7 protein-coding genes are annotated in these 14,245 nt (G+C 43.3%); all 7 read left to right on the top strand.

Annotation, left to right across the window (positions count from 1 at the left end; all coding sequences use genetic code 11):
* Nucleotides 1-9 precede the first annotated feature (9 nt).
* On the top strand, nt 10-1,131 hold the full coding sequence (gene cheB / locus MNR06_RS10805; protein WP_243535915.1) for a chemotaxis-specific protein-glutamate methyltransferase CheB: 1,122 nt from the start codon (nt 10-12) through the stop codon (nt 1,129-1,131).
* Entirely contained in the window at nt 1,128-1,967 is an 840-nt protein-coding gene (locus tag MNR06_RS10800; RefSeq protein ID WP_243535913.1) for a hypothetical protein, read from the top strand. Before cheB ends, MNR06_RS10800 begins: the two co-directional genes overlap by 4 nt.
* On the top strand, nt 1,967-2,800 hold the full coding sequence (locus tag MNR06_RS10795) for a CheR family methyltransferase (protein ID WP_243535911.1): 834 nt from the start codon (nt 1,967-1,969) through the stop codon (nt 2,798-2,800). Before MNR06_RS10800 ends, MNR06_RS10795 begins: the two co-directional genes overlap by 1 nt.
* 20 nt (nt 2,801-2,820) lie before the next feature.
* The gene (locus tag MNR06_RS10790) at nt 2,821-3,231 is read left to right on the top strand and encodes a response regulator (RefSeq protein WP_243535909.1); all 411 of its coding nucleotides are present in this window, start codon (nt 2,821-2,823) and stop codon (nt 3,229-3,231) included.
* Between the two features lie 4 nt (nt 3,232-3,235).
* Nucleotides 3,236-4,087 carry a chemotaxis protein CheX gene (locus MNR06_RS10785; RefSeq protein ID WP_243535907.1) on the top strand — a complete coding sequence of 284 codons (852 nt, stop codon included), beginning with the start codon at nt 3,236-3,238 and terminating at the stop codon, nt 4,085-4,087.
* Nucleotides 4,088-4,400: 313 nt separating this feature from the next.
* Nucleotides 4,401-9,035: a hypothetical protein gene (locus MNR06_RS10780; protein ID WP_243535905.1), complete on the top strand. Its 4,635-nt coding sequence runs from the start codon at nt 4,401-4,403 to the stop codon at nt 9,033-9,035.
* The gene (locus MNR06_RS10775) at nt 9,022-14,229 is read left to right on the top strand and encodes a hypothetical protein (RefSeq protein ID WP_243535903.1); all 5,208 of its coding nucleotides are present in this window, start codon (nt 9,022-9,024) and stop codon (nt 14,227-14,229) included. Before MNR06_RS10780 ends, MNR06_RS10775 begins: the two co-directional genes overlap by 14 nt.
* Nucleotides 14,230-14,245: the final 16 nt, after the last annotated feature.

Below are 14,245 nucleotides of genomic sequence, written 5' to 3'. Positions count from 1 at the left end.
GGCTAAACTATGCGTAAGATCTTGATCGTCGATGATTCATCAGTGATGCGTTCCCAGTTGTCGGCAGCCCTTAGGGCTGCCCCAGGGATTGAAGTTGTGGGTACTGCCCAGAACGGTGCCATCGCTTTGACCATGCTTAAGGAAAAGCAGATCGATCTTGCGATTGTAGATGTTGAAATGCCTGAAATGAACGGTTTAGAGCTTTTAGATGCTATGAATAAGCACAACATAAAAGTGAAAACGATTATGTTTGCCGGTGCTACTAAAGGCAGTGCCCTTGCATCCTTAAAAGCCTTAAACCGTGGTGCTTTTGATTTCGTGCAAAAGCCAAACTTCACCCCTGAGGAGCTTCAATCCCCTGGAGGATTAAGTGAAAAAATCAGGTCGCTATTATTACCAAAAATTGAATTGGCCTTCTCTGCAGGGCTTATTCACACGGACCGCAGTACGACGACAATAAGTACTGCGGCTCCTAATTCTTTATCAAGTACGCCGCCCCCAGTTTCATATCCGCCAATTAGATGGAATACCTTTTTAACAAAAGCCATCGTTATTGGTAGCTCAACGGGTGGTCCGACGGCTCTTGAAAAAGTTTTTACCAACTTTAACACTCAAATCAATGTGCCTATTTTTATCGTGCAACACATGCCTCCGGTATTTACCGCCGCATTGGGCGAAAGATTGAGTGAGCTTTCGGGTTTGAAAGTCGCAGAAGCGAAAGACTTAGAACTGGTAGAGCCTAACCGCGTGTATATCGCTCCGGGCAACTATCACATGCGCGTAGTGAAGGGCTTAGGCGGAAACTTACAAATTAAATTAGATCAAGGTCCCCAACGTCAGTCGGTTCGTCCCGCCGTCGATAATCTATTTGAAAGTGCTGCAGAGATTTACGGTCAAAACCTGCTGGGCTTTGTTTTCACCGGAATGGGTGCGGACGGTCGTGAAGGTGCTTTAGCCATTAAGAAGGCGGGTGGCGGCGTGGTAATTCAGGACAAGGAAACTTGTGTTGTGTATGGCATGCCTAAAGCGGTCGCTGACTCGGGCGCTTTTGATAAGCAATTGAGTCTAGAAGAGATGAGAAGTTTTTTAATTGAGCAATCAAGTTCAATTTTAAAAAGGAAGGCTACATGAAGTTATTTGGGGAATTCCTAGTAGAAAAAGGCCTTCTGTCAGAACAACAACTGCTTGAATCAGTGATCGAGCAATTGTCCGTGTTGCCTTCTGTTCCCGAAGTGCTGCACAAGCATGGATTATTAGGCCACGCCGATTTATTAAAAGCTTTAAAATATCAAACTAAACACAAAGTTGATTTTGTGCGTGCTTGCCGCATTTTAAATATCTGGACGGCACAGCTTGAAGCCAAAGTTCAACAGATCGTTGATGAGCAGCGTGAACCGATTGGACAAATCTTCATAAAAAAGGGTCTTATGGACTCTGACCAATTAACCCAAGCTCTTCAAGATTTCTTTCATAACCTTGCGGCGGACCAATTGAAAAATGACCATGATTTTAAATTCGAAAAATCAGAGCCAGCATTTTTTGATAGTTTAAGCGCAACGCCTTTGGATGAATCGCGTTTTGAAATCCAAGTTTTAATGGCTCAAGTGAAGGAAGATTCTGAGAATCGCCGCATGCATGCTAGTAACCTGGTGAAGGAACTTAGCTGCTTAAAAGGTATCTTTAGATTTATCCGCGCTGAAGCTTCAGAAAAATTAGTCGAAAAAATTTGTTCTACCATTCAGGTTCAAGCTGAATCTAACTCTGAGCAATCTGGTTGGGATAACCTTTGGCCAGTTGCAGATGAGTCTTTAACAGTTCTTTGGGATCTTGCTGATAAGACCAGCGCCAACGGAAGTGAAGAAGCATGGTGGTCCGAAAACAAAAGCACATACCACCGAATTTATTCATCTTTAGATGAAATCACCTCTAGAAATCAACCGGGAAAAACAGTCCCTAGGGCGGCCTAATGACAGATCCTCGCTTATCCTATTTTGCACAATGGATTGAAAAAGAATTGGGAATCATCTATTCCCAGGAAAATTACTTTCAGTTGCAGAATCGTCTGGAAGAAATTGTGCGTACGATGAAATTTAACGGCATCGATGAACTTTACAGTAAAGTTCAAGAAGGTGCGGTTGGCCAGTTGAAGCAATTGTTGATCGATTCAGCGACCAACAACGAAACTTCATTCTTCCGCGATGCGCGTTTGTTCACCGCTATTGAGCAGGAAATCATTCCAAACCTTATAAAGCAAAAGCCCGGTCAGAAGCTTCGTTTCTGGTCAGCTGCCAGCAGTATGGGGCAAGAGGCTTATTCTTTGGCGATGATCTGTGATCAGTTCGCGAAAACCAACAGCACCTTTGATTATGAAATCTTTGCCAGTGATATCTCTGCTAAAGCACTTCGTCGTGTGGAAGAAGCTACTTATTCCACTTTGGAAGTCGGCCGTGGCTTGACTCCAACGCAATTGCAAAAGCATTTCACACCGGTAGGTGATGGCAATTACCGAGTGAATACTAACTTAAGATCAAGGGTAAAAACGGGCCGCGTGAACTTGCGTGAATCTTTCCGTCAAGTTGGTACGTTTGATCTAATTCTTTGCCGTAACGTTTTAATTTATCAACGAGTTGAAGCGAAGAAAGAGATTATTTCTCGTCTGACTAATCAACTTGAGTCCAATGGTCTTCTTGTGATGGGCGCTGGGGAAAGCATGATCGGCATTTCCCAGGACTTCGAACAAAAAGACGCGATGGGCGCTATTTTTTATCAACTTAAATCAGTATTTAATAAAACAGCTTAAAAAACCGGGGGGTTTTGAATATGGAATTAAAAATTTTAGTAGTGGACGACATGCGCTCCATGAGAAAAATTGTGATGAAGGCACTGACTGAACTTGGTTCTTTCCAAGTAAGTGAAGCAGAAAATGGTGCTTTGGCTTGGGAATTGGTTCAAAAAGCAATCGCTGAAGGAAAGCCGTATAACTTGATAGTTTCTGACTGGAATATGCCAGTGATGAAAGGTATCGACTTGCTTAAGCATGTTCGTTCTACACCAACAATCGCTAAAACTCCTTTTTATCTTGTTACTGCTGAAACTGAAGCGTCACAAGTGAAAGAGGCTGTCGTTCTTGGTGTTTCTGGCTATGTAACTAAACCATTTACTCCTGCAGGTTTAAAGGAAAAACTAAGCAAAGCGATTGCGCAAGCAACGCCTGCTTTGAAAGCTGGCTAGGTCCATGGCGAAATTAAAAGTCCTTCAAAAGAGCGGGGCCTGTATTCTGATCCCGCTTGAAGATTTAAATCGATCCGACAGTGCTGAGCTAAAAAATGTGTTAGCTGGGTTGACTGCAGAGCCCGCATTCAGGGCCTTTGTGATCGATTTTGAAAATACGCCCAATATCCACGAAGCTCCGCTTGCGGATCTTGTGGTGGCATCAAAGGCGCTTAAAAGCCATGATATTCCAACGTATGGGATTAACATGGATAAGCGTTTGGTGTCGCGTATACGGGCATCAGGTTTAGATACGGCTATTTTGAACAGAGAAGCGAAGGACATTCCTGAACTTGCCAATTCGGTAGTTAAGCCTATCAAGTTTGATACAGAAATTATTAATCCTTTTGTGCACGGAGCATTGGAAACCTTAAAACTCCAAGCTTCGATCAACTGTCGTTCTATGCCGATTTATTTAAAAGGCAAAGGCCCGACTATTGATACGGAAATCGCGGCGGTGTTAAGCATTGTCAGTGGAAAATTCGATGGAACTTTTGCTTTGCGTTTTCCTAAGCAGTTGTTTTTGTCGATTGTTGAACAAATGCTGGGCGAAAAATACGAAGACATTTGTGACGACAATGCCGATGCGGCTGGTGAACTTTTGAATATTATTTTTGGCGTAGCAAAAGAACAGCTCAACCAAAAAAATTATCAGATTCAACAAGCTTTACCGACCGTGATTTACGGTGAAAGAATCAAAGTAAAAAGTCAAAGCAGTGAACCTGTTTTGATTATTCCTATTGAAACTGATTTTGGAGTTTTTCATATTGAAATCGGTGTTGACCCGAGCGCCGCTGAAAATAAAAAAGCCAGTTAACAAAGACAGTGGAAGAGGGTGGGCCTCTTCCACTGTCATCGGGTTTTTGCTTGGAATTGGTTTGTTTGCGATCTTTTAATCTCACCTTCAATCTTTCTGTTCCCCACATTTCCAATAAGGACCCCAATCACAGACTAGACGAAATACTTGAGAGATTACGTAATCTTCTATATTGGATTTCACATTTGAGACACTGCCTCTTTCTACGGACGAAAGGCCTGTGAAATAGGGGAACACCTAGACTGTACCATTTAGAGGTAATTCCTTAGTTTAATTCCATAGATAGATGCCGATCTATATACTGATGAAAGCTATGAAGTGCTTATTAACAATACTGTGGATCGTTATAGGATTGACGGCAGTATCTTGCTCAAAAGCAGGGCTGCAGGGAACCACGTTACCATCTAAGTTCGAAGGACTTAGTTCGGCGGTAGCAATTTCACCAACGACGGTGAAACTTTCTTGGTCGCTTCAGGCGCGCTTTAAAGAATATCGAATTTACCGCAAAGGCTTTAATACGCCAGTGAAGGTTGAAACTTTTGCGACGACGAATATCACGGGCCTTTCCCCGGATACTTACTATGATTTTTCTGTTACGGGTGTTGATGCTTTAACTGATGAAGAATTTGGTTTTGAGAATTTTATTCCCGTAAAAACAATGGCGACTTTCACCGGTGTTCCTTCTTCGGGCTTAACTGCACAGGCCAACGGGACGGTGGAGGTAAACTGGGTTAAAAACGGTGACGATGTCACTTACAAAGTTTACACCAAACGTGAAAGTGAAACGTGGGATCTTTCAACACCGACAGCAACTGCTATTGATAAAAGCACTGTGGGTGTTACGTCTCTTGCTAGTGGTGCAAAATACTGTTTTTGGGTGATGGCTCACTATGAAGATGAAACTTATGAGCCTACAAATATGGCCGAAGCTTACATCAACACCAAAGCCCCTTGTGTTTTGGTTCAATCCCAATTAACAAATTTACCGACAGTAAAAATCAATTCAGCATTTATCGGAAACTTCCCTTGGTTTTGGACCGAAGGTGGCGATACCACGTATAAAACGGAAGTGTTTGAGCGCTTTACGGATATTCGTTTAGCCACTGTGAATGGCAATGATTATTTCCGTTCGATCATCCCGATTTCGCCGGGTTCTAAAAATATGTATGCAAAGGTTTCAGATACGACTGGCAAAGTCACTATCGTTGACGTTTTGTTGGATGGATCTTCGGGCATCACGAAGCCTTTGATTCGCAGTCTTGATGGTGCTGGTGCCAAAGCACCGATCATTCCTCGTCTCGTGGGTGGCGGTTTAGGAATGCAAGAGCTTGGTTATAATGTGTCTGTTGGTGATTTCAACTGTGATGGTTTGAAAGACGTTGCAATGGCAGCACCGCGAGCAACCCCTTATGTTAGTGAGCGCCATTATGAATCTGGCGGTGCGGTTGTTGTTTACTACGGTTACGATGCTCCTCCAGGATTTGATGCTAATGGAAATCCAATTGATCCGGCTCCCACTTTAAAGACTGATGTTTCTCCAAGTGCGGATAATTCTTTTCCGAATGCTCAGTTGATCTATTATACAGGTCTTTCATCAAATACTCGTCTCGGGCAGCGTTTGTCGGTAGGAAATGTGAATGGTGACTGTTTTAGCCGTTACACAGATCTAGCCGATTCAAAAGCTAATCGCGTCGGTTTGTGTGACGATCTTTTCACTCCGGCGACACCACCGGCGAATATTAATAAAATTAAAAAGATTTACACTTGTGATGACTTAGCAATCCAAACTGCCGAAGGGTCGGTCTTTGTTGTGTTCGGTGATCCAGTAAAAGGTTTAGTGACTGGTTCTGGCGGCAATTCATATGGTTTAAATGAAGCTACCTGTGATCCAACGTCGTTTAAGTGCCGTCCTGCTAAATATAAAAATTCAACTACCTACAATGTTGAATCCATCGTTTTCGGTGATTACAACAACGACGGTTATGACGATTTAGCAATGGCTGTTCAATTAAACACGTCAGTGCGCCAAGTGCATGTATTGCGTGGTGACCGCTTTGGTTTATTGCCAGTTTCAAATGCCAAAACTCATGCGATCATTGATGCAGAATCATTGGCTCTTGGTGATCTTACTGATGGAACCTTTGTGGGTAAAAGTGTCACCGAAGATTTCGGTGGCGCGATCGGTACTGCGTTTAATTCTAGAAAATGTGTGAACAACGGAAGCTGGGTGTTCCGTACGACTCCAGCTCCTGCCGAAAAAGGTTACGATTTTACTAAGTGTGATGACTTAGTAATTGGTGTCCCTGACAGAGCAGCAGGTCGCGGTTCGATTATTGTCTGTAAAGGTGACATGCTTGATTCAGGTACAGATAAGCAAAAAATCCTGGGTTGGACCTGTAAAGAATCCTATCCGGACGTTGCCGGTGGCGGAAGCCCTGAAGCGACTCACATCAATGTTCTTGGTTATGGGGCAAGCATCTTAGGTATTCCAAACCAAAACGGTTATCCGTTAACTAATATTATTGGTGCGGTTAATACTACACCAAATATTTCTGGAGCTGTTTTTGTAGGAGCTCCAAGATCGACAGTGTCTGGCAGTACTACTGCGGGCGCGGTTTTTGGTTATTATATGACTCCTCGTTCGAATGATTTTACAACGGGTGGCATATTAGGAATATTAGCTCCACAACAAGATATCACGGCAGTCAATCGTATTGCCTGTAACGCCCGGAATACCAACGTAACAACAGGCGCTTTACAGCACTGTGAAAATCAAGTGATTCACACAAGTCCTGCCGAATCTGGCGTTCAATTTGGATATTCACTTGGAACAATGGATGATATTGAATCTGTTTCCCGCGGACTTCCTTCGTTTGCCGTTTCAGCACCTTATCGCACTGTTGCTAGCAGTGATGGTAAAAAACAGCTGATGAACCACGGTGTGATTTATCTTTATAAGCCCGATGTTTCAGCTTTAGGTTATGAAGGTGCAACTCGTATTGATTCTCCGCAATTATCTGATGATGATTCGTTAGGATGTACTACAGGCTGTACATGGTATAGCGGTGGCGTAAATCCATTTGGTGCTTCTATTATATATGCTAAGGATTTAACCGCAGGCGCGATGTTTGGCTTTGGCGGTGCTGGCGGAGCCGACTTCAACGGCGATGGTACCGGTGACCTATTTACTTCTGCACCTTTCCAATCAAGTCCGACTTATTATAACGGCGCTGGTTTTATCTTTAATTCTAATGGTTCGTTTGCTTCTTCAGTGTCAGTGCCAGATAAAACTTTGAATGTTAACTTTGGTAAAGAGTTAAACTATCACTTTGAACGTGCGAAAATTATCGGCGACGTGAATGGTGACGGATATGACGACATGGCAGCGCATATCTCTGTCGCAAACACAGTAGAGTTAGCAATTTATTATGGAAGCTCTTCGGGACTAGTGACATCACCGGATCCTGCACGCAGTCCAGCTGCTGTTGGTGAACCATTAAAGCTTGTTGTTGATCTTGATCCTGGATTTGGTAAAGAGTTCTATCGCATTGGCAGTGTGAACGGCGATGCTTATGATGACATTTTGATAATTGGCTATTACGGTTCATATATCTATTACGGATCTTCAAGTGGGGTTGTATCAGGTAATGCTCCTTCATTGGCGCCGGTGGGTCAAAATCCACTGAAGTTCGCGATTTCCGGCGGATCTAATACGGCCAACTTTCACACATCCGGTGTGATGATGGGTTCTTCATCTATTTCGGCATTAAATATTACTAACTACGGCACAAGCAATCGCGCGGCTACTTATGGTGATTTTAATAAAGACGGTTATAGCGATTTTGCGATTGCGACTAACACAACAGATGAACCCGCTGCCGGCGTAATTCCAGTAGGAATTGATTTCTCTAACTCAAATAACGGCCGTATTTATGTGTTCTACGGTTCAAATATTGGACCTCAGACGAATAGATCTAATGGAACATTAAGATTGGATGATGGTGCCGGGGGTGCTGCGGATGTCGTTGTAGAAAACCCTTGCACGGATACGACACCAAAGGTTTGTAAAGTTCAAATTCTTGCTTCTCCGGATATCGGGGTGATGTTTGGGTGGAGCTTAACTGGGTTAAAATCTTTAGACAATTTAGCCGGTGATGAAACCGATGAGCTCGTCGTTGGAGATCCTCAATTTAACGCCAACAAAGGCCGTGCTTACTTATTTAAAGGAAGCAATAAAGGTTTAGTGTATACGCCACTTCAAAAAATGGATCCTGCTACAGCCGGAGAGAAATTCGGCTATGATGTGGTGGCTCCAGGTGACATCAATGGCGATACATTGACGGACCTTGTAGTTTCTGGGCCCGCGTCATCAAAGGTTTATGCGTTCTATGGGGCACAAGTGGGAACTGTGTATGCATTCTATGGTGCTGCAAGTATTCTTTCTTCTGACTTCTTTGCTAGCAGTCCTATTGGGGAAAACACTCTTCACGCGACTGGTACTCAACCGAAAGTTCAGCGAATTGCCCCGATCTCTTTAGGTGCGCTGACCGCTACGGATTATTTTGGATATGGAGTAGCTGCCGTAGGTGACATCAATAACGACAGTTATGCCGATATCGTCGTGAATATGACTGGTAAAGATTATGATCTAGAAGAGATCTTAGAAGATACTGGCGCATTCGTTGTTTATTACGGTGGTCCATTGGGACTTAAGATCAATGCTACGGCTTCACCGACGCCACGATGTTATGGCGGTTCAACACCTGTGTGTGAGCCTTCTTTGATTTATTTGCCAGAAAGAGTGGCTTTTGAAGGATCTTATATTTCAAGTTCTGCGAGTGGAGACATCAACGGCGACGGAGTTGCCGACTTGCTAATGGCTGCGCCTGGTCGGGGCCATCCATCTGGAAAAGCATTTGCGACAGGAGTGGTCTATGTCCTTTACTAAAAATATCACGCTCTTGGCGTTACTGATATCATTGATTTTTACTGGTGCTTGTACGGAAAAAATTGAAACCGGAAGCTTGTTAAAGGATTTCTCTGGGGTTGAAGGCGTAGAGGTGTTATCGCCAACAGCAGTGCGTGTTTATTGGAATAACCATATCCGGTATAGAGAGTATAAAGTTTTTTATAATCTTTCCTCTGAAGCTTTAGTGACGACTTCATTTAGTGAAGCTATTATTCGTGATCTTGATCCAAACACATCATACACATTCAAGGTCGTTGGTACGGATGGTTCAACTTCTGTTGGTGGTAATAAAGAACTAAGTGCGATCACTTTAACTCCTTTTTCTGGTTCTGATGCAGTGATCAAGGATTCAGATGGAAATCTGGTGGTTTCATGGGTTTATCCAAATAAAGTTGAAGAGTATCAAATCTTTTATAAAAAGTATGAAGATCCCACTGCGACCAACACGGCGAATTGGGCAACCCCTGATGCGACTGCGATTGACACAAAATATGTATTCAGAGGTTTAGAAGGTTCAACTCGTTATCACTTTGTAGTTCAAGTTAAATATCTTGATGGAACTTATGAACGTCCAACGAAGGTTGTGACAGCTTCGACAAATTCATCGTTCCCAACCCCAGCTTATGAATTAAGTCCGATTTCAATTGGGTCGTTGCCATTTGCAAAGGTAACTCCAGTTGTTAATACAGAATATAAAAATGAATTTTATACCAGCCGTGTTTACAAAGGCTCTACACCTGTATCCGATCCTATGGTGGGTTCTGGAACGATCGTTTTTTCTTCTTCAGCAAATCTGAACATCGGCAAAGTGGATGATCTTTCAATCCATGTAAATTATAACGATGGTGTTAAAAACGAAACCCTGATTTTTGATAATTTAAGCACTTATATTAAAGGTATTCCGACATTCAATGAACTTCCACCGATGTCAGCTGCAGACTCTGGTATTTCATTTATGGGCGAGGCTTTGACTTCTGGGGATTTTAACTGTGATGGTTATCCTGATATGGCTGTCGGTCTTCCGTCGGTTTCAATTGCTAACCTTGGCGTAAAAGAAGAATCTGCGGGTGCGGTTTATATTTATTATTCTTATAAACCAAGTGGTTCATCTCAGTTTTCTTTGAAAACAACTCCGACTCCGTCGCGAAATCCAGTGAAGCCGGGTGAAGACCCGCAAGTTATTACTTTTGAAGATTTAACCCATCGCTCAAAATTCGGTAAGTCTTTAAGTGGTAGCGGTAATATCAATGGCGACAGTATCTTAGGTAAGGCTTGCCAAGACTTGCTTGTTGGTGCTCCGGGTTTTGATATCACCGGCAATAATATTCGTTATGATGGTACTGCCTTTGCCTTCTTCGGTAGTCCTCAAGGCTTAAAATCACCGAATCGAATTAAGGATCTTCAGCAAAACGTAGAAACATGTAACGGTTTGGTCGAAGGTGCGACATGTTCTGCAGTTCAGCTATGGGCAAACATGAAACTTTATCCTGCTGCTTATTGGGATGATTCTAAAAAAGTTCAAATCACTGATGATCCTGAATTTGGATATTCAGTCAGTTTTATCGGCGATATCAATGCCGATGGGTATGATGACATTGGTATTGGTGTTCCTAAAGGCGACTGGGATGGCGTTGCTTCACCAAGTTTACCAGGGGATGCGAAGTACGAACTAGCAACGGGTTATGTGGCGTTGTATTTTGGATCTAAAGATGGTGTAGGTTACGAAACTCCATTTGCCACAGGGATTCCGTCTGGGTCGGATTCAAAGTTTCGTTTCTTAAAGATCTACGCTCCGGCTCCGCATAATGGGGCTCGTTTTGGTCACTCTATTTCAGGCGGCGCTGACGTCGATGGCCTTTACAGGGTTCGCCGTTCTGATAATAAACTTTTTGGTGGATCTGATTTTATCGTTGGGGCACCAGGCGACCGTTATCCAAATGCAAGTGCAACTAATTTCAAATTAAAAGTTCAAGGCATCTGTCCAAATTGTACAACGATCACGCCTGCTGATGGTGGCTGGAACGGCGCTACCGCCTTTGCCAATGGTAACAACTACTATGGCATGCCGATGAATGGATCGAATTCAGCTATTGGTACTGCACCTGGCGCCGCATATGTTTATTTTGGACGTGGTGCTACGGGTTCTGCTGATCCAATTGAAACCCCATCGCGCGCTAACTTCTGGAAGTGTGGATTGCGCAAGATGGATACCCCAACTCACTTGTCGTGTTTTGTTGATCCTTCAAGCTTCCGCGTCTTGTTCCCACGCAGTTATTATAAAGATGATGGCACTGGCAAAAAATTAACAAGTGCAGGCTTTGGTACTTCAGTAGCCCTTGTGGGTGATTCAAGTCGTTTTGATGCGACGAACACAGCTATCACTAATAAGTCAGACTCAAACGCTGATGGATTTGCTGAAGCCGTGGTTTCTGCCAGCTACTTTAGCAATTTTGAAAAGACAAACTCTGGCGCTTTGTGGGTTTATTTCGGTAATCAGTGGAAATATTATTCTTACAATGCTTTCTATCAAATCGATGCGGTGTCGCCGACGAACAAAGATTTGGATTGGAACGATACAATTGCACAGTGTGATTCGTTCACTGTGAATAACAACGCAACAAAACAGAAGTGTGCACCTACTTTGATTCGGTCTAATTCCATTGCTGCCAATTCACTTCTTGGAAAAGATCCAGAGGCCATGGCAGTGGGTGATATCACTGGGGATGGTCTTAAAGACGTTGTTGTTGGGGCTGTTGGTGATGCTACCCGTGCGACAAATTCAGGGGCGGTATTTGCATTTACAAGTTTAACTGGTGTGGGTCTGACATCGAACTTCTTACATTCTTACAATACCAACGCCAAAGCCTACGACTACTTTGGTCGTTCGGTGACGGTTGGTAACTTCGACGGCGACTTTACAGGGACGACACCTTTAAATGATATTATGGCTGGTGCGTTTTTAGATAAGTCTACGAAAAATGGTGGCGGTGCAGTTTATGGTTATTATAGCAGTGGTCAACCACTGTCGTCGGTAAACTCGGTTCCTTCGGTGACTTTGACTGATAGTTTAGCAAGCTCGCAAAATCTGGGTTATGAATCTATTCGAATCGTAGGCGATATTAACCGCGATGGTTATGCAGATGCTGTTGCTAAGATTTCTCGTCCGTCAGCAAACAGCACTACTTATACGACGGATGCTGTTGTGTTTTACGGTTCAAAGATTGGTTTAGTGACAACGTCATTCTGTAAAGAAAATCTGACTCGCGTCTTTAAGCCGACAAGCCAAAGTGATGTGTATTGTTTCCCTTCTAGCGCTCCTGCGCAAGGTGTGACGTTAGAAGATATCGCTTTGCCTCAGCTTATTACAAAACCAACCAATATGTCAGCGAGCTGGGCGCAAAGAGCCTTTAACGTTAACGATGCGAACGGTGATGGTTTTGCTGATGTTATGTTCATTGATTATAATACCAATGGGCAGGCAGTGGTTTACTACGGATCACGTGGTGGCCTGCAAGCTGTAAATAATCCTCAGTGGGTTCCAGCTTATGGTGATCCGCAAATTATTTCTAAACGTTGGATGGGAATGACGGGATCTGACGTGGATCTTTTAGATGATCTGGATCCTCAATTCCGTGAAATCGTTTATGCTGGGGACTTTAATGGTGACGGCGTTTCTGACATCGTTATCACAAATCCGACAGCGTCTGCATTTAATAATATGAATCGCACTGGTGGATGGGTAGACACGACGGGAGCCGATGGCACTGCATTGGCAGGAAACTCTGGATGGATGTGTTTACCCGAAGCGGATCCTGACTGTCTTAATGGAGTTAATGCTCACCAGATGGGACGTGTGTGGATCTATTATGGTTCAACTAACGGGGTGCAAACTCCGCGCACAAAGGGATATTCGAATGGAACATATCCTGATGAACCTTCGGTCACGAATGCGTTGGCTTCCACAAATACGACTTACATGATTGATACTTACGGTACTGAAGGCGTTCCCGTCGCAAGTCAGCCGTGCAGTGGTGCACCAGCAAACACGTGTAAAATGCAATTCTTGTATAGTCCAATGATTAAAAACGTGGATTATGGTTATCACCGCATGAAACATCAATTCGGTGCTAGTGTAGCGATTTTGGATATCGATAAGGATGGTTATGATGACATGATCGTTTCAGCGCCAGGTTGGGAAGATATCGCTTGTTATTATGATATCGACACGGATGCGCGTTTTAACTATGGCCGCGTGTTCATTTATAAAGGAAGCGCAAATGGTCTTATAGCTGCTTCCAGAGATTCATATTATAATAACAATTATAATGCGAACTCATGTACAGACGATAACCTATGGCAAAGCCTAGATGCTTCCTTAGATCAAGATGGTTTATCAAATGGTGTGCGCGCACTGATGCCACCTTTATTTGATGGATCATTATTTCAAAATCAAACTAGACGCCATTTTGGTTGGAAAGTTTCAGCCGCAGGCGATTTAAATAACGATGGTTACGAAGATCTTTTCGTCTCTGCTCCGTTTGAAACTCCTAAAGCGGGATTGGATCGCTCTGGAACTGGTTATGTTTATTATGGTCCGATTTGTGGCTCTGACAACGTAACCACCATGTGGGATTATCTTGAAGATAACCTTAATAAGCAGCTTGAGTTTTCTGATCCTAATATTGCTGTTTCACCACTGCCAGGATGCGTGCGTTCATCGGGTACTGCGAAGCCTGCTCCGCAAGCTTTCTATGCTTGGGATGCAAGATCATACGATTACACCGGATTGACCGTATTTGGTGGTCGCGCGAAAAAAGCTGACTTCAACGGCGACGGTTTTGATGACCTGATTTTAGGAGCAATGGGTTGGGATGATCAAATAAACTCTGTCACGAATTTAGGTCGTGGGGTTGTATTCTTTGGATCGAATTCAGGATTGCACTCTGAAGATTATCCTGACTCTGTCGTAGTCACTGACAGTTCAGGTAAAGTGAAGCCGTTTATTATCTCATCTGAAGATACAGAAGTGCAGCCGGAATATTTCTATTCAAATACATCTTCGGGTGATGTTAACGGGGATGGAACTTTAGATATTATGGTTCCTTCGTCACGCCATGATGGATTTGATCCTTTAAAAGGGATCAATATAGGTACTTTCTTTATGTTGTATTAGTGGAACGTTACTTGGG

Origin of the sequence: Bdellovibrio reynosensis (assembly GCF_022814725.1) — a bacterium.
GTDB classification, from domain to species: Bacteria; Bdellovibrionota; Bdellovibrionia; order Bdellovibrionales; family Bdellovibrionaceae; genus Bdellovibrio; species Bdellovibrio reynosensis.
This window is presented reverse-complemented; position numbering and strand designations above follow the sequence as displayed.

Coding starts and splice junctions, on each gene's coding strand:
- MNR06_RS10780 (WP_243535905.1), top strand. CDS start 4,401: ATGAAGTGCTTATTAACAATACTGTGGATCGTTATAGGATTGACGGCA.
- MNR06_RS10800 (WP_243535913.1), top strand. CDS start 1,128: ATGAAGTTATTTGGGGAATTCCTAGTAGAAAAAGGCCTTCTGTCAGAA.
- MNR06_RS10785 (WP_243535907.1), top strand. CDS start 3,236: ATGGCGAAATTAAAAGTCCTTCAAAAGAGCGGGGCCTGTATTCTGATC.
- cheB (WP_243535915.1), top strand. CDS start 10: ATGCGTAAGATCTTGATCGTCGATGATTCATCAGTGATGCGTTCCCAG.
- MNR06_RS10795 (WP_243535911.1), top strand. CDS start 1,967: ATGACAGATCCTCGCTTATCCTATTTTGCACAATGGATTGAAAAAGAA.
- MNR06_RS10775 (WP_243535903.1), top strand. CDS start 9,022: ATGTCCTTTACTAAAAATATCACGCTCTTGGCGTTACTGATATCATTG.
- MNR06_RS10790 (WP_243535909.1), top strand. CDS start 2,821: ATGGAATTAAAAATTTTAGTAGTGGACGACATGCGCTCCATGAGAAAA.